Genomic DNA, 18,083 nt, shown 5'->3' on the forward strand with positions numbered 1-18,083 from the left:
GGCCGCGACGCGTGCCATGTCTTGATCAGGGCAGCACGAAGCGCGCAACGTTGCCGCGCGCCGACGCGTACTTCGACGTGTCGACCGGCTGGCCGTCGATGGTCATCGACTCGATGCCGGCCTTGTTGCCCACTGTGACCTTGAGCGGCTCGGTGCCGGTGATCTCACGCGCGTCGCTGCCGTGGATCATGCCCGAGAAAACTTCCTTGCCATCCTTCTGGCGCACGCTGACCCAGGTGTCCTGCGTCACGCGAATCGCGAACGTCGAAGTGTCCGCGCCGTTGTCGGCTGCCGGGTTCTGCGCTGCCGCTGCGGCCGCTGCACTCGCCGCCTGAGCGTGCGCTGCGCTTGCCGCGTTGGCAACGGCAGCCGCCGGCGCTGCGCTTGCAGCGGCGGGCTTCGCCGCCTGGGGCGCCGGCTGAGCCGCAGGTTGCGCCGGTTGCGTTGCCGGCTGCGTCGCCTGCGGCGCCGGTTGCGTAGCTTGCGGCGCCGCAAGCGGCGCGCTCGCGCCTGCGCCTTGATCGGGCGCGGCATTGGCGTTGTCGCCCGCATCGTTTGCGTCGCCGGCTTGCGGCGTAGCCGGCTGATCGGCGCCCTCGGCGGCCGAAGCGCCTTCGCTGCCGGTCGCAACGCCCTGCGTCACCGTGGGCGAGGACGCACCCGGCTGCACGCTCGCGCCATTTGCCATCGCCTTCAGGCGAGCAAACCACGCCGACGATTCGCCACTATTCGTGTGCCACATGGAAAGTGCGAGCACCGCGACCACGATGATCGCCACGCCCCACAGCCACGAGGCGCGACGGCGCGGCGCACGTGCGCCACCGCCGCCGAGCGAGAGGGAAACGCGGCCGCGCGGCAGATCGGAGCCGGCAGAAGCGGGCATCGACAGATCCGGCTGCGCAATGCCGCGCTCGCGGCGCAGCGCTTGCGTGAACGGCGCAGGATCGGTGCCGAGCAGCTTCGCGTAGGCGCGCACCACGCCCAGCGCGAACGTCGTGTCCGGCAGATGGCTGAGATCGCCCGCTTCGAGTTCGCGCAGCTTCGACACCGCCACTTTGAGGCGCGCCGAGACATCTTCGATCGCCCAACCCTTGGCCTCGCGCAGCTGTGCAAGACGCGCGCCGGCCGCAGCCAGTGTGTCGGGCACGGCCTGCACCGGCGAGGGCGACGCGCCCGGCGCCGAACGACCTGCGTTGCTGTCAGTTCCGTCTGTCCCGAAAGGGTGCTGCGGCTCGCTCATCCCAAAGTCCTTGCGTCGATTCTTTTCAATACTGGAACCGGTGGGGCACGTCCCGCCCCGCGTCTACCCGATTCGCAGACCGTTTATAACAAAATGCGCGGCCACGTTGTAAAACCTTTGGCCGCTTGCGATCGCTTCTGCAACGTTTCTTTACTACCGCCTACGGCCGCGCGTTTCCCCCGCACGCCGCCGTGGGCCCTCCTCATGCCGGCTCAGTGCCGAACCGGCCGTACTTCGATGACCTTGCCCGTGTCCCGGCTCATGCGCTCGGCAAGGCGCGTGCGGTCCTTCACCTCGCCGGCGAGCTGGCCGCAGGCCGCGTCGATGTCGTCGCCGCGGGTCTTGCGCACGGTCGTGACGACGCCCGCATCCATCAGAATCTGCGCAAAGCGCTTGATCTGGTCCGATTTCGAGCGCAGCAAGCCCGACTCGGGGAACGGATTGAACGGGATCAGATTGAACTTGCACGGCACGTCACGCGTGACGGCGAGCAATTCGCGCGCGTGCTTTTCGGTGTCGTTGACGCCGTCGAGCATGCAGTACTCGAACGTGATGAAGTCGCGCGGCGCGACTTCCAGGTAGCGCTGGCAAGCCGCCATCAACTCGCGCAGCGGGTACTTGCGGTTGAGCGGCACGAGTTCGTCGCGCAGCGCGTCGTTCGGTGCGTGCAAGGACACGGCGAGCGCCACGGGAAGTTCGGCCCCAAGACGGTCCATCATCGGCACAACGCCCGAGGTGGAGAGCGTGACACGCCGGCGCGACAGGCCGTAGGCGTTGTCGTCGAGCATCAGGCGCATGGCCGGCACGACCGCGTCGTAGTTCAGAAGCGGCTCGCCCATGCCCATCATCACGACGTTCGTGATGACGCGTTCGCCCTTGCCGTCACCGCCGGTCGCGCGACCGCCCGCTTCACCCAGAAGGGAAGCACGCAGGGCGAATTCCGCCATGCGCAGCTGGCCGATGATTTCGGCCGTGGTGAGATTGCGTGAAAAACCTTGCTTGCCGGTCGAACAGAACCGGCAATTGACCGCGCATCCCGCCTGCGACGACACGCACAGCGTGCCGCGGTTGTCTTCGGGGATGAACACGGTTTCGACCGCGTTGCCGTTGCCGACGTCCACGAGCCATTTGCGCGTGCCGTCGGAGGAAACGTTGTCGCTAATGATGCCGGGCATGCCGATGGTGGCGCGCCCTTTGAGCTTCTCGCGCAGCGATTTGGCGAGATCCGTCATGCCGTCGAAGTCGGCGGCGTTGTACTGATGGATCCAGCGCTGAAGCTGTTTGGCGCGAAACGGCTTCTCGCCCAGGCTCTCGCAATAGGCGACGAGCCCTTGGGCGTCGAGATCGAGAAGGTTGACGGTGGAACTGCTCGTCATATCGAATCCTGCCATTTCAGTGCGAGAGCGCGCCCACCGCCCGCGTTGCCCAGCTGCCTGCGCACTTGCGCGGCACCGGGAACTGGACGGTGAGCGTCATCGCCGTTCGCGACCCTATGCTACTACTGCAATCTGCCCGCGCTGTGCTTAGCGCGAGTAGACGTTGACTTGCGGGAAGAAGAACGCGATTTCCACGGCAGCCGTTTCAGCGGCGTCCGAACCGTGCACGGCGTTCGCGTCGATGCTGTCGGCGAAATCAGCGCGGATCGTGCCCTTGTCAGCCTTCTTCGGGTCCGTTGCACCCATCAGATCGCGGTTCTTCAGGATGGCGTTCTCGCCTTCGAGCGCTTGAATCATCACCGGGCCCGAGACCATGAAGTCCACGAGGTCCTTGAAGAACGGGCGCGCTGCGTGAACAGCGTAGAACTTCTCGGCGTCAGCGCGCGAGAGGTGGACCATGCGGGCGGCAATGACCTTCAGACCAGCGTTTTCGAAGCGGCTGTAGATCTGGCCGATCACGTTCTTTGCCACTGCGTCCGGCTTGATAATCGACAGGGTGCGTTCGATCGCCATAAAAGCTCCAAAAAATTAAGAGGTTACAGATTCAAATGAATCCGCAATTGTAGCATGTTCCCATGTATGATTGCGATTGAACCCTCATAGTCCGGCAAACCGGCGCTAATGAGCGCAATCCAGACACGAGCGCCGCGCCGCCGCAGGTTTCAGAGAGGCTTAAGATTGGCGGCATAGTCTGTACGCAAGCGCTGTAGAAACATAACGGAAACTGTGTGGCAACCCGTTGAAACTCTGGGTCAGCACACTTATCTTATGGGGGAGCGGACCGCGCACCTGCGCACCCTCACCCACGCGTCTCACGCAAGGAGAAAGCATGAACGAGTATCCCTATAACTTCGGCCGCGGCGGCACCGTCACCTCGGCGGAGACCCGCAACCGCGTGCTGCGCAACACCTATTGGCTGCTCGCGCTGTCGATGGTGCCGACGGTGCTCGGCGCGTGGGTGGGCGTCGCGACCGGCTTCTCGCTTTTTGCTGCCACCAGCCCGGCCATGAGCCTGCTCGCGTTCTTCGCGATCGCTTTCGGCTTCATGTTCGCAATCGAGCGCACCAAGGACAGCTCGGTGGGCGTGTTCGTGCTGCTCGGCTTCACGTTCTTCATGGGCCTGATGCTTTCGCGCCTGCTGTCGTTCATCCTCGGCTTCTCGAACGGCCCGCAGCTCATCATGCTCGCATTCGGCGGCACCGGCATCATTTTCACCGCCATGGCCACCATCGCCACGGTCAGCAAGCGTGACTTCTCGGGCCTCGGCAAGTGGCTGTTCATGGGCGTAATCGTGATCCTGCTGGCCGGCGTCGCGAACATGTTCCTGCAGCTGCCCGCGCTGATGCTGACGGTTTCGGTGCTCGCCATCGCGATCTTCTCGGCCTACATGCTGTTCGACGTGCAGCGCGTCGTGAACGGTGGCGAGACGAACTACATCTCGGCGACGCTCGCGATCTATCTGGACCTCTATAACGTGTTCACGAACCTGCTCGCCATCCTCGGCATCTTCGGCGGCAATCGCAACTAAAACGCAACCAATCCCTGGCGGGGCCGGATCGACAGATCGCCGGCCTCACCATGCAAAAAGCCCATGACTTTCGTCATGGGCTTTTTTTCGTCCACTCGTTTGGTTGCCAGGCGGGCGCAGGACTTAGAGCGCGATCCAGTCAAATCCCTCGGCTTGCGAGGCGACCCCGATTTCCGTTGCGGCGTTTCCCAGAACCGCGGCCATCGCCGCGCGCGCAAGCTCGGGAGTGTTGTTTTGCTGGCTCAGGTGCGCGGCGATCAAATGCCGCAACTTCGTACGATCGAGCCCCGCGAGGATGTCGCCGGCCGCCTCGTTGTTCAGGTGACCATGGGACCCGCCAATACGCGCCTTCAGCGATGCGGGATAGCGGCTCGCCGCGAGCATCTCGAGGTCGTGGTTGCATTCGAGCACGAGTGCGTCGCAACCGCTCAGCACGCTGCTGATATGCAACGTCGATTCGCCGACGTCGGTCAGCACGCCAAGCCGGCTCGCCCCGTCGCCGAACACGAACTGCAGCGGCTCGCGGGCGTCGTGCGGCACCGTGTAGGGCAACACGCCAAGTTCGCCGATTTCGACTGCTTCATCGCCCCACAACACGTTGAGTTCGACGCCTGCGGCATCGTCGGCGCCGACGGCCTGCGCCGTGCCCCAGCTCATGTAAAGCGGAATCGACCAGCGGCGCGCCAGCGTGAGTGCGCTGCCGATGTGGTCGCTGTGTTCGTGGGTAATGAGAATCGCGGTGAGCGAGTCGGCGGCCAGCCCCGCGCGGGCGAGGCGCCGCTCGACTTCTTTCGCTGAGAATCCGCAGTCGAGCAGCACGCGCGTGGGCGTCGTGCCGCTGCCTGCTTCTACGACCAGTGCGTTGCCCTCGCTGCCGCTGCCGAGGCTCGCAAATCGCATATCAGCGCACGTCAGTTCAGCTGCGCATGGAGCGCGGAAACGATACGTTGCGCGTCCGACGACGTGTCGATGCGGCCGGTCTGGTCGACCACGGCAACCTGAGTCGAATTGCCCGTCGAGCGAACCGCCACGACGTATTCCGGACCCTGATCCTTCGCAGCCTTCTTCGGGTTGTAGAAAAGCTTGCCGAGCAGGCCGTCGCCCTTGAGCTCCTGCATCGAGTCGGCGTAGCGCACGTAGTAGAGGCCCTTCTCGCGGTCGCGGTTGTCGACCGTGAAGTTCGTGCGGTCGAGCGCAAGGCCCACGCGCAGCCACGCGGTGTCAAACGCTTCGGGCAGATCGAGCGTCGTGCCGTCAGGACCGGCGGCGACCTTGACGCCCGCCGTCGACGGACGCGCATCGGTCAAAAGTTGCTTGGATTGCGCGTCGGTCAGGCCAAACTTCTGCATGATCTTCGCGAGGAACGCGGCTTCGAGCGCCGGATCGCGCGGACGCTCCACCCACTTCGAGCCGGTCTTGTCCTGGCCCGTCAGCACTTCTTCCATCGCGTTATGCGTGACGGAAATATCCGTCTGACCGTCCGGGCCGCGCGAGACCAGCACGCGGAAGCGATCGCGCGTGCCCGACGAGTACGCGAAGTCGATCACGCGGCCAATCGTGCGGCGGAACCAGTCGTCCGGAATGTTGGCGCGGTTTTCCGCCCAATCGGTCGTCATGATGCCCGTGGACGGCGAGTCGGTCGTCAGCGTGAAGCCGTTTTCCGTCCAGAATTCCTGCAGCTGCGGCCAGACGTCGTCCGGCGAGCGGCCGTCCACCACGAGCCAGCGGCGGTCGCCGTCGCGCTCGACGTGCATGCCGAACGGATCCTGCGTACTCGGCACGCCGAGCGTGGCGTTGCCGGCCGGCGTGACCGTGCGCTGGGCAGCACCGCCAAGCGTGACCGTGGGCGGCGGCGCGACGTACTTCTGGTCGCTCGGCGCCGACGACAGATCCTGCGGCACGTTCAGCGGCGGCGCAGTCGGCGTGTCCTTGTAGTTCACGCGATCGGACGCGAACATGTCGTTCAGCGACTCGCAGCCTGCGAGCGAGCCGAGTGCAAGCGCCAGCACCGCCATGCGGGTTGCGTGGAGGGAAAAAGCGGAACGTTTCATGTGGGCCTTCGTGTGATACGGGAACGCTAAGCCTTGCTCTGCGAGACGGTGGGTCCGAGGTCGGTCCGAGGTCTTTCAGTGATTGGGCGGTTGGGCCGTGGCGGCGTCGGTTGAAAAATCGGCGACTGGCTGATCGGATCAGCCAGCCAGACCGGCTTCGCGCAGCGCGGCACGCACCACGTCGTGGTAGCGCGCGTCGAGCGGCGTGAGCGGCAGTCGGATGCCGCCTTCGATGCGGCCGAGTTCCTGCAGCGCCCACTTCACCGGAATCGGATTCGATTCGATGAACAGGTTCTTGTGAAGCGACAACAGCTTCATATGGATCGCACGCGCCGTCTTGACGTCGCCGGCGAGCGCGGCCTTGCACAGGTCGCTCATCTGGCGCGGCGCAACGTTCGCGGTTACCGAAATATTGCCGTGGCCGCCGAGCAGCATCAGCGCGATCGCCGTGGGATCATCGCCGCTGAAAATCTTGAAGCCGTTCGGCGCATGCTTGATGAGGTGCGCGGCGCGGTCGATGTTACCCGTCGCTTCCTTCACCGCGATGATGCCCGGCACTTCGGCCAGACGCAGGATGGTCTCGTTCGCCATGTCCGCGACCGTACGGCCCGGCACGTTGTAGAGGATGACCGGCAGGTCCACGTCCTCCGCGATCTTCGCGAAGTGGCGGTACATGCCTTCCTGGGTCGGCTTGTTGTAATAGGGCACGACCTGGAGCGACGCCTGCGCGCCGACTTCCTTTGCGTGCTTCGTGAGTTCGATGGCTTCGGCGGTGGAATTGCCGCCGGCGCCCGCGATGATCGGCATACGGCCGGCAGCGTGCTCGACCGCCGTCTTGATCATCAGAATGTGCTCTTCGACGTCAAGCGTGGCGGACTCCCCGCTCGTACCAACGACGACGAGGGCATCCGTCCCCTCTTCTACGTGCCAGTCGATCAGTTTGCGGAATGCCGGCAGGTCGAGACTGCCGTCTTCGTGCATGGGGGTGACGATCGCGGGAATGCTGCCTTGCAGCGTAATGCCGTCCTGAGTGCCGTTAGCCATGAAACGCCAGAAAAATGAGTCGGTTAAACCGCGATTGTAGCGGATTAGCCGGTCAGATCGTAACGCGTTACGGGTAGGACCTGGTTCTCGGGAACATTACCGGCTCTTTCGGGGGACGCTGAGGTCGTTTTTTCCCGTACCGCGCAGATGCGCTGAATATACGCCTCACGCGGCTGCGAAAGAAATCCGTCCTGATAGGCGATTACCCGCAGCGCGGGCGTGCAGACCGCCAGCAACTCGCCGGGAGCCAGCAGGAAAGCGGGGGTCGATGGCTTGCCGACCGTTTCGTTGCCCTGCGCGAAGGTTTCGTAGATCAGGACGCCGCCCGGCGCCAGCGCGTCAATGAGACGCGGCATGAGCGGGCGGTGCAGGTAGTTCGTGACGACCACGGCGGCAAAACGGGCATCCGCCGCGAGCGGCCAGGGCGCGCCTTCGAGGTCGCACTCTAATGTCGCAACGCCCGTCACATCATGCAGCGTGGCGAGCGCGGCGGCATCGCGGTCGAGCGCCGTGACCGGATGGCCCTTCCCCGCGAGCCAGCGGGTGTGCCGGCCCGCGCCTGAGGCCACATCGAGCACCGTGCCGCCGGGTGCGATCAGGTGCGCCCAGCGGCGCACCCAGCGCGAAGGCTCGGAGAGCCCGTGGGCCAGCGAACCGGCGGCAGGCGTCGACGTCATCAGCGCGATCAGCTGTACGAGAGGCCCATGGCCTCGCGCACATCGCGCATCGTTTCGTTGGCGAACTTGCGCGCCTTGTCGCAGCCATCCGCAACGATTGCACGCAGCAGCGACGGGTCGTCCATGTACTTCTGCGCACGTTCGAGCATCGGCTGCTGCTCACGCAGGATGCCCTCGATCACCGGCTGCTTGCATTCCAGGCAACCGATTCCCGCCGTACGGCAGCCCTTTTGCACCCAGTCGTGCGTCTGCTCGTCCGTGTAGACCTGGTGCAGCTGCCACACCGGGCACTTGTCCGGATCGCCCGGATCGGTGCGGCGCACGCGTGCGGGGTCGGTCGGCATGGTGCGGACCTTCTTCGTGATCGACTCGGCGTCTTCGCGCAGGCCGATGGTGTTGCCGTACGACTTCGACATCTTCTGGCCGTCGAGGCCCGGCATGCGCGAAGCTTCCGTGAGCAGCACCTGCGGCTCCGGCAGGATGATCTTGCGCGAGCCTTCGAGGTAGCCGAAAAGACGCTCGCGATCGCTCATCGAGAGGCTTTGCGACTCCGAAAGCATCGCGCGGGCTTGTTCGAGCGCCTCTTCGTTGCCTTCCTGCTGATAGGCATTGCGCAGTTCGTGATAGAGCTTCGAGCGCTTGCCGCCCAGCTTCTTCGCCGCTTCGTTGGCCTTCTCTTCGAAGCCCGGCTCACGACCGTACATGTAGTTGAAGCGGCGCGCCATCTCGCGGGCCATTTCGACGTGCGGCACCTGGTCCTCGCCCACCGGCACGAGCGACGCGCGGTACAGCAGGATGTCGGCGGCCATCAGCACCGGGTAGCCGAGGAAGCCGTAGGTACCGAGGTCCTTGTCGCGCAGCTTCTCGATCTGCTCCTTATAGGTCGGCACGCGCTCGAGCCAGGACAGCGGCGTGCTCATGCCGAGCAGCAGCGCGAGTTCGGCGTGCTCGGGCACGCGGCTCTGGATGAAGAGCGTGGCCTGGTTCGGGTCGATACCCGAGGCGAGCCAGTCGATCAGCACGTCCCAGACGTTCTTCTCGATGACATCCGGCGTTTCATAGTGCGTGGTGAGCGCATGCCAGTCGACCACGCAGAAGAAGCACGGATACTCGGACTGCAGGCGCACCCAGTTTTTCAGCACGCCGTGATAGTGGCCGAGGTGCAGCGACCCGGTGGGCCGCATGCCGGAGAAGATACGGTCTGGGAACATGATGTTATGAAAAGAGCGACACAAGAGGGGTAAGGATGGCGGTGACCGCGGCGTAACCTAGACTTACGAGCGGGCGCAGCCAGAATCGCGTGAAGATGCCACTCACGAGCAACCCCATCACGATGATGAAACCATAGGGCTCGATACGCGCGAGCGCAATGCTCGCACGCGTGGGCAACAGCGCCCCGAGCACGCGGCCGCCGTCGAGCGGCGGCAACGGAAAGAGATTGAGCACGCCAAGCACGAGATTCACGCCCACGCCGGCAGCGGCCATGCGCGTGAAGAACGGCTCGTCCACGCCGAGCACCGCGAGCGCCACGCCGAACACGCCCCATACGATGGCCTGCACGAAGTTGCACAGCGGCCCGGCTGCCGCGACCCACAGCGTGCCCCAGCGCGGATCGCGCAGATTGCTGAAGGCGATCGGCACGGGCTTCGCGTAACCGAACACGAACGCGCCATTCGTCAGGAAATACAGCACGAGCGGCATCGCGATGGTGCCGATCGGGTCGATGTGGCGCATCGGGTTGAACGAGACGCGACCGAGCACGTACGCGGTGTTGTCGCCGAGCATGCGCGCGACGTAGCCGTGCGCAGCTTCGTGCAGCGTGATCGCGAAGATGACCGGCAACGCGTAGACGACGATCGTCTGAATCAGATTGGCTTCCATGGCGGGCTATTGTATCAATGCGTCAATGCGCTCTGGCCGCGTTCATACCGTGCATGTTGCGTCATGCCTCTTCCTCTTCGATGCCGAAGGGCGCCAGCGCGCCCCGCCCCGGCCGCACGAGCACCGGTTCTTCACCGGTGAGATCGATTACGGTGGACGGCTCGCACGGGCACGCCCCGCCGTCGATCACGAGATCGAGCTGTTTTTCGAGGCGCTCGCGAATCTCCTCGGGGTCGTTGAGCGGCTCGGTGTCGGGCGGCAGGATCAGCGTGGAGGCAAGCAGCGGCTCGCCCAGTTCTTCGAGAATCGCCAGCGGAATCGGATGACCGGGCACGCGCAGGCCGATCGTCTTGCGCGACGGATGAGACAGACGCCGCGGCACTTCCTTCGTCGCCACCAGCACGAAGACGTACGGTCCCGGCGTCACCGACTTGATGAGCCGGTACTGGCGATTGTCCACCATGGCGAAGTTCGCGAGTTCCGACAGGTCCCGCACCATCAGCGAGAGCAGCGCCTTTTCGTCGAGCCCGCGGATGCGGCGCAAACGCTCGGCCGCGTGCTTGTCGTCGATGCGCGCGGCGAGCGCGTAGCTCGAGTCAGTGGGCAGCGCGATCACGCCGCCGTCGCGGATGATCTCCACCGCCTGCTTGACGAGGCGCGGCTGCGGGTTTTCTGGATGAAGCCGAAAGAACTGGGACATGGCAGTAATCAGCTAACGAATGGCGAAGAAAAACGGCGGTGGTGAAAAACTGCGATGCGCTGCGCGCAAACGGCAGGCAACTGCACGTAGTACCACAAAGTGACGACAAAGCGGGATTGACCGGCGCGAAGCGCCTTGCAGCAAAGGGACGGGTCAGTGGGCCACGCGCCATGCGCGGCCTACAGCCATCGCTCCCAAACAGGCTTGAGATCGGAAGGCAACGGCGGCAGCGTGCCCGGCTCGATCGCGTCGGGCCCGGGTGCATGGAAGTCCGAACCGCGCGACGCTTCGAAACCAAAGCGCCTCGCCACGGCCGCATACTCGCCGTACTGACTGGGCGTATGGCTGCCCGTGACCACTTCGATGGCCTTGCCGCCCAGATCGATGAACTCGCCGAAAAGCGTGTCGAATTCGAGCTGGGTGTACGCGTAGCGGCCCGGATGCGCGATGATCGCCTCGCCGCCGGCCGCCTTGATCCACGAGACGGCGTCGGCGAGCTTCGCCCAGCGGTGCGCGATGTAACCGGGCTTACCTTCCCCGAGCCAGCGAGAAAACGCGTCCTGGGTGTTCTGCGCCCGACCGCTTTCCACAAGAAAGCGCGCGAAGTGGGTACGTGAGATCAGGTCGGGATTCGAGACGTACTCGAGCGCGCCTTCGTACGCATCGGGAATGCCGAGTTCGCCGAGCCGCTCGCCAATCGCTTCGGCGCGCGCCGCGCGGCCGTCGCGCGTGCGCGCGAGTCCGTCGACGAGCGCGGCGCACTCGGTATCCACATGCAAGCCAACGATGTGCACCGTGCGCGACGCCCAGGTCACCGAAATCTCGACGCCGCACAAATAGCGCATGCCGAGCGCTTCAGCCGCCTCGCGCGCTTCGCGCTGGCCGCCGAGCACGTCATGATCGGTGAGCGCCCACAGGTTCACGCCGCCTGCTTTCGCCAGCTGCGCGACGGCAGCGGGGGCCAGTTGGCCGTCGGAGACAGTCGAGTGACAGTGGAGATCGGCGTTCATTGCGTGTGCGAAAAGGGTGAACGCTCATTTTACTGCAACGCAGTGAAGTCGTCGGGCGGCGCCTTGCGCGCCGACGTCGCCCGAATGAACACTCGATGCACAACGCTCGATGCGCCAGGCACTCAGGCGCAGAACGCCTCGATCAGGCGCGCGACCTCTTCAGGTTGGTCGTGGTGCACCATGTGCCCCGCTCCGTCGACGATCCGCTCGCGCCAATCGGGAAACGCCTCGAAGCGCTTCTTGAATTCGTCGATGGGCACCGCCCCCGCGAGCCGCGCGAGCGTTTCGGAGCCGGCCGCTTCGACGTGCAGCACCCGCGCACTCACCTTCGACCAGATCGCCATCACTTCGTCGAGCTGATACAGCAGCGGCCCGCGCATCTTGTGCGCCGGATCGCCTAGCAGCACGTAGCCGCCCTCGCCGTCCGGCTTCGACCAGTGTTCGGCAAGAAAGCGCGCGCGGGGCGCGATCAGACGCGGGTTCGTCTTCACGAGCCGCGCGGCTACGTCGTCTAGCGACGCGTAGGTACGCAGTTGCGGCGGCGTACGGACCTCGTCGAGCCACTCGCGCACGCGGGCCGGCGCCTGTCTCGGTGACGTCGCCGGCAGGCCGAAACCCTCCAGATCGACCACGCGTCGCACGCGTTCGGGCCGCACGCCCGCGTACAGGCAAACGATGTTCGCACCAAGGCTGTGTCCGACGAGATCGATCTGGCCCTCTGGCGCGTAGTGCGCGAGCAGGGCATCGAGATCGGCAAGGTAGTCGGGGAACCAGTAATTGCTGCCCTGCCCCTGCGCGACGGGCCAGCAGGAGAGGCCGAAGCCGCGCAGGTCGGGCGCGATCACCTGCCAGTTGCCGCCGCGTGTGTCGAGCGCGTCGACGACGAACTGGAACGACGCCGCCACGTCCATCCAGCCGTGCAGCATGAAGAGCGCGGGTGCGCTCTCTTCACCCCAGCGGCGCACGTGCAGCCGGATGCCATTGACATCGACGAATTCGGAACGGGATTGATTCATTTGCGCCGCCGCAAAAAAGAATGATCGTTCGATTATATAGGCGCTGAGCGTCTGCGCCAGGTCATTCGTTCGAGTAACGTTCCGTTGACTGCCGCGTGGCGGCCTGCTCCGCCGCATCCTGGGCCGCCAGCGAAGCCAGTTCGGCCTCGTCGAAGCCCGCCGAGCGGCGCGCTTCGAAGTTGAACGGCCCGCGCATGCGCGGCGCGTGGTACTGCTCGGCGAGCGCGAGCCACGCCGCGTGCGGGTCGAGACCGCGCGACTCGCACAGGTGGCGGAACCAATGGTTGCCGATGCGCACGTGCCCCACTTCGTCGCGCAGGATGATGTCGAGGATCGCAGCCGACTCGTCGTCGCGGGCCTGTTTCAGGCGCGCGCGAATGGGCGGCGAGGCGTCGAGCCCGCGCGCCTCCAGCACGCGCGGCACGAGCGCCATGCGTGCGAGCACGTCGGTGCTTGTGCGCTCGCACATCTCCCACAGGCCGTTGTGCGCGGGGAAGTCGCCGTACGCGTGACCATAGTCGGCGAGGCGCGCGCGCAGCAGGGAGAAGTGATACGCCTCTTCCGCCGCGACCTTGAGCCAGTCGGCGTAGAAAGCGTCGGGCATGGCGGGGAAGCGCCACACGGCGTCGAGCGCGAGATTGATCGCGTTGAATTCGATGTGGGCCAGCGCGTGCAGCAGCACCACGCGGCCCTGCGGCGTGCTCATGCTGCGGCGTTGCAGTTCGCGCGGCTCGACGAGCGGCGGCTCGCTCGGGCGGCCAGGCAAGCCGGCCGGCGTCGCAATGTCGCGTTGCGGCTCCCAGCGCGGCGCCGCGGCGTGAGCCTGACTTTGCGCGTGCAGCGCGCGGACCGCGTCGGCCTTGGCGGCCGGGTCGCACTCGCGCAGCGCGGCGAGCGCGGCGAGGCGCCAGCAGGTGGACGCGTCACCCAGTGAAGTTGAGACGTCAGCGCTTGCGCTGGCAGCGGAGAAAACGGAATTCATCGGCAGAAGAAACAGGGACCGAAAAACGGGGAGCACCCAACCTTTGTGCGAAGCCGCCCAAACCTGCCCCAAGCGGACCGCGCACGCAACCGTTTACAATACGCGATTCACCTGCCTCGCGTCGTCCGCATCCATTGCGTGACGCCCGCGGACCGGCAGCAGCCCCCAATATCAGGAGACTCGACACCGTGGCCATCTACAAGCTTGGCGAAGCCGCACCGACCATTCACGAAAGCGTGTTCGTCGCGGACAACGCGACCGTCATCGGCAAGGTCGAACTGGCCGAAGACTCGAGCGTCTGGTTTGGCGCAACGCTGCGCGGCGACAACGAGCCGATTACCGTCGGCGCGCGCAGCAACGTTCAGGAAGGCGCGGTACTCCACACGGACCCCGGCTACCCGCTCACGCTCGAAGCGAACGTGACGGTAGGCCATCAGGCCATGCTGCACGGCTGCACCGTGAAGGAAGGCGCGCTCATCGGTATTCAGGCCGTGGTCTTGAATGGCGCGGTAATCGGCCGCAACTGTCTGGTTGGCGCGGGTGCGGTGGTCACGGAAGGCAAGGTGTTCCCCGACAACTCGCTGATTCTCGGTGCGCCGGCCAAAGTCGTGCGTGAGCTGACCGAGGCCGACATCGCCGGCCTCAAGCGCAACGCGGATGTCTACGCGCAGCGTCGCGAATTTTTCAAGGCGCAGCTCGTGCGCATCGGCTGAGAGCCGCAGGTGAGAGTGACAAGCTCTCGCCGTGCGGCGCGGGCCGCGCCGCCCCGATTCAAACGAAGGAAAAGATTGTGAACGACCAGTTGCAAAAATTCATGTTCAGCGCCGCCCCGGTGCGCGGCGAGATCGTCTCGCTGGGCAACGCGTGGCAGGAAGTGCTCAAGCGCCGCCAGTATCCGACGCCGGTACGCACCGTACTCGGAGAAATGATGGCGGCGTGCGCGCTGCTCTCGGCGAATCTCAAGTTCGACGGCACGCTGATCATGCAGATCTTCGGCGACGGCCCCGTGAAGATGCTGGTCGTGCAGTGCGGCTCGGATCTGACAATGCGCGCCACCGCGCGGCTCGGAGAAGACTTCACGGGCGAAAACGCCCTGCCGCTCAGCGAAGAACTCACGTTCGCCGACCTCGTGAATCCGGACGGCCAGGGCCGCTGCGTGATCACGCTCGACCCGGCGAAAAAGCAGCCGGGCCAGCAGCCCTACCAGGGCATCGTGCCGCTGAACGGCGAAGACGGCAGCCCGCTCAAGTCGATCGCCGCCGTGCTCGAGCATTACATGCATCACTCGGAACAGCTCGACTCGCGCCTGTGGCTCGCCGCAAACGACGACCGCGCGGTCGGCATGCTGCTTCAGAAGCTGCCGGGCGACGGCGGCATCGTGCCGCATCAGGGCGAGCACGACCTCGATACCTGGGAGCGCGTCTGCACGCTCGGCGGCACGCTCACGCGTGACGAAATGCTCACGGAAGACGGCGAGACGTTGTTCCGCCGCCTCTTCTGGCAAGAAAATGTGCGTCACTTCGAGCCGCTTGCGCCGCGCTTCCAGTGCTCGTGCTCGCGCGAGAAGGTGGGCGCGATGCTCAAGATGCTGGGCCGCGACGAAGTCGATGGCGTGATCGAAGAACGCGGTCATGTCGAGATTCATTGCGACTATTGCAACCAGCGCTATGAGTTCGACCCGGTGGATGTCGCGCAACTTTTTGCCGTGACGGGGCTCTCAGAAAGCGTGAGCCCCGCTGCCGAGCGTCGCCACTGAGGCGCGCCGAAGCGCACCAGGGCACACTGAGCCGATAACGCCTATGCGGCGCAACGCGTGTTGCGCCGCCGCCCTGTACAGCAGCGCGTAGACGGATGTCCGAACCAAAATGCGGGCCGGCCGTCATCTCAAATTATTTAGGCGTCCGATAGATGGAGAGAAGCATGATCAAGAACAAACGCTTCGCACTTCCGTTGCGCGACCGCACGCCGCGCGTGGGCGCGCTACTCGTGTTGGCTGCACTCGGCGCGACCGTTGCATCGACGAGCGGCTGCATGATGGACCCGCCCGGCCCATCGCCGATCTATAGCCGGCTGCCCGCGGCGCAGTCCGGCCTTCCCGCCGCCGCGCCAGTGCTCACGCCCGACGAAAAAGCGCGCTACGACGCAATCGACCGCCAGGTGCTCGCGGAACAGGACAACGCCATGGCAGCGGAAGCTGCCGCACAGGCGTGGTCGCGGGCCTATGCGCCGCCCGTCACGGTCTACGGCAGCTATTACAGCGGCGGTTGGGGGCACGGCTGGGGCACGGGTATTGGCTACGGCTATCCGGGTTGGGGCTGGTAATCACGCAGCTTTCCAGCGCGAACGCGTAAACGAAAAAAGGCGCGGCTCAATGCCGCGCCTTTTTGCTTGCCCGCGTGCTCAGAACAAGCGGCGCACTCAACCCGCCTTCTTCGCTTCCTTCCCGTGCCCGTGCCGCTTCTCAGGAACACGCGAAACGGGGTTCGGCACCACCCTCACCGGCGCCGCCGACATCTCGCCGCGCGTCGAAGTATTCGACGAACCGCTCGGCGTCACAGGTGGCGTCTGGTTCGGCGAGACGAACTGCACGAACACCTCGCTGTCCTTCACCATGCCCATTTCGTAGCGCGCACGCTCCTCGACAGCAGCGGTGCCGCTCTGCAGATCCTGCACTTCGCCCGCAATGCGCTCGTTGCGCAGTTTCTCGTCGTCGTTCTGCTTTTGCTGCTGGGCGAGTTGCTGCTGCAGTTCGTGCACACGCAGCCAGCCACCATGGCCCCACCAGAACGGATACTGAATCAGCACAAGCAGGATGATCAGAACGACAGTGACAAGCCGCATGAAAGGTGCCGGATAAATACACGCCGCCCTGCGCTATACGCAGGGCGGCGGAGAGAGATGACGAAGGGTGACAGCAAGGCTGCTGCCGGCGCAGGTTCCGCTTAACGCAGGTTATAGAACGCCGACTTGCCCGGGTAGCTGGCGATATCACCGAGATCTTCCTCGATGCGCAGCAGCTGGTTGTACTTCGAGATGCGGTCCGAACGCGAGAGCGAACCGGTCTTGATCTGACCCGCGTTCAGGCCCACGGCGATATCAGCGATCGTCGAGTCTTCAGTTTCGCCCGAACGGTGCGAGATCACGGCCGTGTAGCCGGCGCGCTTGGCCATTTCGATTGCCGCGAAGGTTTCCGTCAGCGTGCCGATCTGGTTGATCTTGATGAGGATCGAGTTGGCGATGCCCTTGTCGATGCCTTCCTTCAGGATGCGCGTGTTGGTCACGAACAGGTCGTCGCCGACGAGCTGGACCTTCTTGCCGAGCTTGTCGGTCAGCAGCTTCCAGCCGGCCCAGTCGGACTCGTGCATGCCGTCTTCGATCGAGACGATCGGGAACTTGTCGGCGAGCGTTGCCAGGTAGTCGGCGAACTCGGCCGACGACAGCTGCAGGCCTTCGCCCGCGAGCTGGTACTTGCCGTCGTGGTAGAACTCGCTCGCGGCGCAGTCGAGCGCGAGCAGCACGTCTTCACCGGCGCGGTAGCCAGCCTTTTCGATCGCTTGCAGGATGGTCGAAAGGCATTCGTCGTTGCTGCCGAAGTTCGGTGCGAAGCCGCCTTCGTCGCCCACTGCCGTGCTCATGCCGCGATCCGAGAGGATCTTCTTGAGCGCATGGAACACTTCCGCGCCGCAACGCAGCGCTTCGCGGAAGGTCGGCTGGCTCACCGGCACGATCATGAATTCCTGAATGTCGAGGCTGTTGTTCGCGTGCGCGCCGCCGTTGACGATGTTCATCATCGGCACCGGCAGTTGCATTGCGCCCGAACCACCGAAATAGCGGTACAGCGGCAGGCCGGCTTCTTCAGCGGCGGCCTTCGCGACGGCCATCGACACGGCCAGCATGGCGTTGGCGCCGAGACGCGACTTGTTGTCGGTGCCGTCGAGCTCGAGCAGGGTCTTGTCGAGGAAGGCTTGTTCCGACGCGTCGAGGCCCATGATCGCCTCGGAGATTTCGGTGTTGATGTGCTCAACGGCCTTCAGCACGCCCTTGCCGTTGTAGCGGCCGGCTTCGCCGTCGCGCAGTTCGATCGCTTCGCGCGAACCGGTCGACGCGCCCGACGGCACCGCTGCGCGGCCCATCGTGCCCGATTCGAGCAGCACGTCGCATTCGACGGTGGGATTGCCGCGCGAATCCAGAATCTCGCGACCGATGATATCTACGATTGCACTCATGGTTTCCTCAGGAAATGACAGTAATTCTTGCGCGAGCTGCGCCGCCTGCTGCATCGGCCCGCGAGGCACAGTTTCTATGCTCGCTCGGGGCACACCGTCACATGGGACAGGCTGCGTGCTCGCCAGGTTCAACTTGCCGCAGCGCGTCGGTCACGCTCCAGTGACCGAGACGCTGCCACGCTGCCTTGTACATCGAACGCGGTGCGTTGGCGCCGCTGCGCACAGCATGATGTCGTTACGTGACATTTGCCATGCGCGCGGTCCTGCGCCGCGCTGCTCCTCCATCGCGCCG

Annotated in this window: 19 protein-coding genes; 4 read left to right on the forward strand and 15 right to left on the reverse strand. The window is 65.0% G+C overall.

All coding sequences use genetic code 11. The annotated features are described in order from the left end of the window. Positions 1-25: 25 nt before the first annotated feature. From U5A57_RS05620 to ndk, 3 genes are all read right to left on the reverse strand, one after another. Positions 26-1,240 (reverse strand): RodZ domain-containing protein, encoded by a 1,215-nt coding sequence (locus U5A57_RS05620; RefSeq protein WP_321908912.1) that lies wholly within the window; start codon positions 1,238-1,240, stop codon positions 26-28. A 212-nt stretch (positions 1,241-1,452) separates the two neighbouring features. Next, positions 1,453-2,616: a 23S rRNA (adenine(2503)-C(2))-methyltransferase RlmN gene (rlmN, locus tag U5A57_RS05625; RefSeq protein WP_321908914.1), complete on the reverse strand. Its 1,164-nt coding sequence runs from the start codon at positions 2,614-2,616 to the stop codon at positions 1,453-1,455. 147 nt (positions 2,617-2,763) lie between these two features. Beyond that, positions 2,764-3,189, reverse strand: coding sequence for a nucleoside-diphosphate kinase (gene ndk / locus U5A57_RS05630; protein ID WP_321908916.1), 426 nt, complete (start codon positions 3,187-3,189; stop codon positions 2,764-2,766). A gap of 316 nt (positions 3,190-3,505) precedes the next feature. Between ndk and U5A57_RS05635 the strand changes: the two genes are divergently transcribed. Then, on the forward strand, positions 3,506-4,204 hold the full coding sequence (locus U5A57_RS05635) for a Bax inhibitor-1/YccA family protein (protein WP_158757600.1): 699 nt from the start codon (positions 3,506-3,508) through the stop codon (positions 4,202-4,204). 123 nt (positions 4,205-4,327) lie between these two features. Here U5A57_RS05635 and U5A57_RS05640 read toward each other — a convergent pair whose 3' ends face one another. The 10 genes from U5A57_RS05640 to U5A57_RS05685 form a co-directional block, all read right to left on the reverse strand. Then, complete coding sequence (locus tag U5A57_RS05640; RefSeq protein WP_321908918.1) at positions 4,328-5,104, reverse strand: MBL fold metallo-hydrolase; 777 nt, start codon at positions 5,102-5,104, stop codon at positions 4,328-4,330. Between the two features lie 11 nt (positions 5,105-5,115). After that, positions 5,116-6,255 (reverse strand): outer membrane protein assembly factor BamC, encoded by a 1,140-nt coding sequence (gene bamC, locus U5A57_RS05645; protein ID WP_321908919.1) that lies wholly within the window; start codon positions 6,253-6,255, stop codon positions 5,116-5,118. Positions 6,256-6,393: 138 nt separating this feature from the next. Continuing rightward, the gene (dapA, locus tag U5A57_RS05650; protein WP_321908921.1) at positions 6,394-7,299 is read right to left on the reverse strand and encodes a 4-hydroxy-tetrahydrodipicolinate synthase; all 906 of its coding nucleotides are present in this window, start codon (positions 7,297-7,299) and stop codon (positions 6,394-6,396) included. A gap of 44 nt (positions 7,300-7,343) precedes the next feature. Then, positions 7,344-7,976, reverse strand: a complete 633-nt coding sequence (locus U5A57_RS05655) for a class I SAM-dependent methyltransferase (protein ID WP_321908924.1) — start codon at positions 7,974-7,976, stop codon at positions 7,344-7,346. Between the two features lie 8 nt (positions 7,977-7,984). After that, positions 7,985-9,187 (reverse strand): tryptophan--tRNA ligase, encoded by a 1,203-nt coding sequence (locus U5A57_RS05660; protein WP_321908926.1) that lies wholly within the window; start codon positions 9,185-9,187, stop codon positions 7,985-7,987. A 4-nt stretch (positions 9,188-9,191) separates the two neighbouring features. After that, complete coding sequence (locus U5A57_RS05665; protein ID WP_321908927.1) at positions 9,192-9,857, reverse strand: site-2 protease family protein; 666 nt, start codon at positions 9,855-9,857, stop codon at positions 9,192-9,194. A gap of 61 nt (positions 9,858-9,918) precedes the next feature. Beyond that, positions 9,919-10,557: an L-threonylcarbamoyladenylate synthase gene (locus U5A57_RS05670; RefSeq protein WP_321908928.1), complete on the reverse strand. Its 639-nt coding sequence runs from the start codon at positions 10,555-10,557 to the stop codon at positions 9,919-9,921. Between the two features lie 179 nt (positions 10,558-10,736). Further along, on the reverse strand, positions 10,737-11,567 hold the full coding sequence (locus U5A57_RS05675) for a 3',5'-nucleoside bisphosphate phosphatase (protein ID WP_321908930.1): 831 nt from the start codon (positions 11,565-11,567) through the stop codon (positions 10,737-10,739). Positions 11,568-11,689: 122 nt separating this feature from the next. Next, positions 11,690-12,583, reverse strand: coding sequence for an alpha/beta hydrolase (locus U5A57_RS05680; RefSeq protein WP_321908931.1), 894 nt, complete (start codon positions 12,581-12,583; stop codon positions 11,690-11,692). A gap of 61 nt (positions 12,584-12,644) precedes the next feature. After that, a complete protein-coding gene (locus tag U5A57_RS05685; RefSeq protein ID WP_321908933.1) occupies positions 12,645-13,565 on the reverse strand; it encodes a ferritin-like domain-containing protein in 921 nt (306 codons plus the stop codon). 188 nt (positions 13,566-13,753) lie between these two features. Between U5A57_RS05685 and U5A57_RS05690 the strand changes: the two genes are divergently transcribed. From U5A57_RS05690 to U5A57_RS05700, 3 genes are all read left to right on the forward strand, one after another. Next, positions 13,754-14,278 (forward strand): gamma carbonic anhydrase family protein, encoded by a 525-nt coding sequence (locus tag U5A57_RS05690; protein WP_321908935.1) that lies wholly within the window; start codon positions 13,754-13,756, stop codon positions 14,276-14,278. A gap of 77 nt (positions 14,279-14,355) precedes the next feature. After that, positions 14,356-15,321 carry an Hsp33 family molecular chaperone HslO gene (gene hslO / locus U5A57_RS05695; RefSeq protein WP_321908936.1) on the forward strand — a complete coding sequence of 322 codons (966 nt, stop codon included), beginning with the start codon at positions 14,356-14,358 and terminating at the stop codon, positions 15,319-15,321. A gap of 164 nt (positions 15,322-15,485) precedes the next feature. Beyond that, positions 15,486-15,887, forward strand: coding sequence for a hypothetical protein (locus U5A57_RS05700; protein WP_415774212.1), 402 nt, complete (start codon positions 15,486-15,488; stop codon positions 15,885-15,887). A 96-nt stretch (positions 15,888-15,983) separates the two neighbouring features. Here U5A57_RS05700 and ftsB read toward each other — a convergent pair whose 3' ends face one another. Together ftsB and eno are read right to left on the reverse strand one after the other, a co-directional pair. Further along, the gene (gene ftsB / locus U5A57_RS05705; protein WP_321908938.1) at positions 15,984-16,406 is read right to left on the reverse strand and encodes a cell division protein FtsB; all 423 of its coding nucleotides are present in this window, start codon (positions 16,404-16,406) and stop codon (positions 15,984-15,986) included. Positions 16,407-16,507: 101 nt separating this feature from the next. Next, positions 16,508-17,791 carry a phosphopyruvate hydratase gene (gene eno, locus U5A57_RS05710; RefSeq protein ID WP_103703989.1) on the reverse strand — a complete coding sequence of 428 codons (1,284 nt, stop codon included), beginning with the start codon at positions 17,789-17,791 and terminating at the stop codon, positions 16,508-16,510. Between the last annotated feature and the right edge of the window lie 292 nt (positions 17,792-18,083).

Source organism: Paraburkholderia sp. J11-2, from assembly GCF_905220185.1.
Taxonomy (GTDB): Bacteria; Pseudomonadota; Gammaproteobacteria; order Burkholderiales; family Burkholderiaceae; genus Paraburkholderia.

Excerpts from the sequence above, each read along its gene's own strand:
- U5A57_RS05700 (WP_415774212.1), top strand. The coding sequence starts at position 15,486 with ATGATCAAGAACAAACGCTTCGCACTTCCGTTGCGCGACCGCACGCCG.
- U5A57_RS05680 (WP_321908931.1), bottom strand. The coding sequence starts at position 12,583 with ATGAATCAATCCCGTTCCGAATTCGTCGATGTCAATGGCATCCGGCTG.
- bamC (WP_321908919.1), bottom strand. The coding sequence starts at position 6,255 with ATGAAACGTTCCGCTTTTTCCCTCCACGCAACCCGCATGGCGGTGCTG.
- ndk (WP_321908916.1), bottom strand. The coding sequence starts at position 3,189 with ATGGCGATCGAACGCACCCTGTCGATTATCAAGCCGGACGCAGTGGCA.
- U5A57_RS05655 (WP_321908924.1), bottom strand. The coding sequence starts at position 7,976 with ATGACGTCGACGCCTGCCGCCGGTTCGCTGGCCCACGGGCTCTCCGAG.
- U5A57_RS05620 (WP_321908912.1), bottom strand. The coding sequence starts at position 1,240 with ATGAGCGAGCCGCAGCACCCTTTCGGGACAGACGGAACTGACAGCAAC.
- ftsB (WP_321908938.1), bottom strand. The coding sequence starts at position 16,406 with ATGCGGCTTGTCACTGTCGTTCTGATCATCCTGCTTGTGCTGATTCAG.
- U5A57_RS05665 (WP_321908927.1), bottom strand. The coding sequence starts at position 9,857 with ATGGAAGCCAATCTGATTCAGACGATCGTCGTCTACGCGTTGCCGGTC.
- U5A57_RS05635 (WP_158757600.1), top strand. The coding sequence starts at position 3,506 with ATGAACGAGTATCCCTATAACTTCGGCCGCGGCGGCACCGTCACCTCG.
- U5A57_RS05640 (WP_321908918.1), bottom strand. The coding sequence starts at position 5,104 with ATGCGATTTGCGAGCCTCGGCAGCGGCAGCGAGGGCAACGCACTGGTC.
- U5A57_RS05660 (WP_321908926.1), bottom strand. The coding sequence starts at position 9,187 with ATGTTCCCAGACCGTATCTTCTCCGGCATGCGGCCCACCGGGTCGCTG.
- dapA (WP_321908921.1), bottom strand. The coding sequence starts at position 7,299 with ATGGCTAACGGCACTCAGGACGGCATTACGCTGCAAGGCAGCATTCCC.
- eno (WP_103703989.1), bottom strand. The coding sequence starts at position 17,791 with ATGAGTGCAATCGTAGATATCATCGGTCGCGAGATTCTGGATTCGCGC.
- U5A57_RS05685 (WP_321908933.1), bottom strand. The coding sequence starts at position 13,565 with ATGAATTCCGTTTTCTCCGCTGCCAGCGCAAGCGCTGACGTCTCAACT.
- U5A57_RS05670 (WP_321908928.1), bottom strand. The coding sequence starts at position 10,557 with ATGTCCCAGTTCTTTCGGCTTCATCCAGAAAACCCGCAGCCGCGCCTC.
- U5A57_RS05675 (WP_321908930.1), bottom strand. The coding sequence starts at position 11,567 with ATGAACGCCGATCTCCACTGTCACTCGACTGTCTCCGACGGCCAACTG.
- rlmN (WP_321908914.1), bottom strand. The coding sequence starts at position 2,616 with ATGACGAGCAGTTCCACCGTCAACCTTCTCGATCTCGACGCCCAAGGG.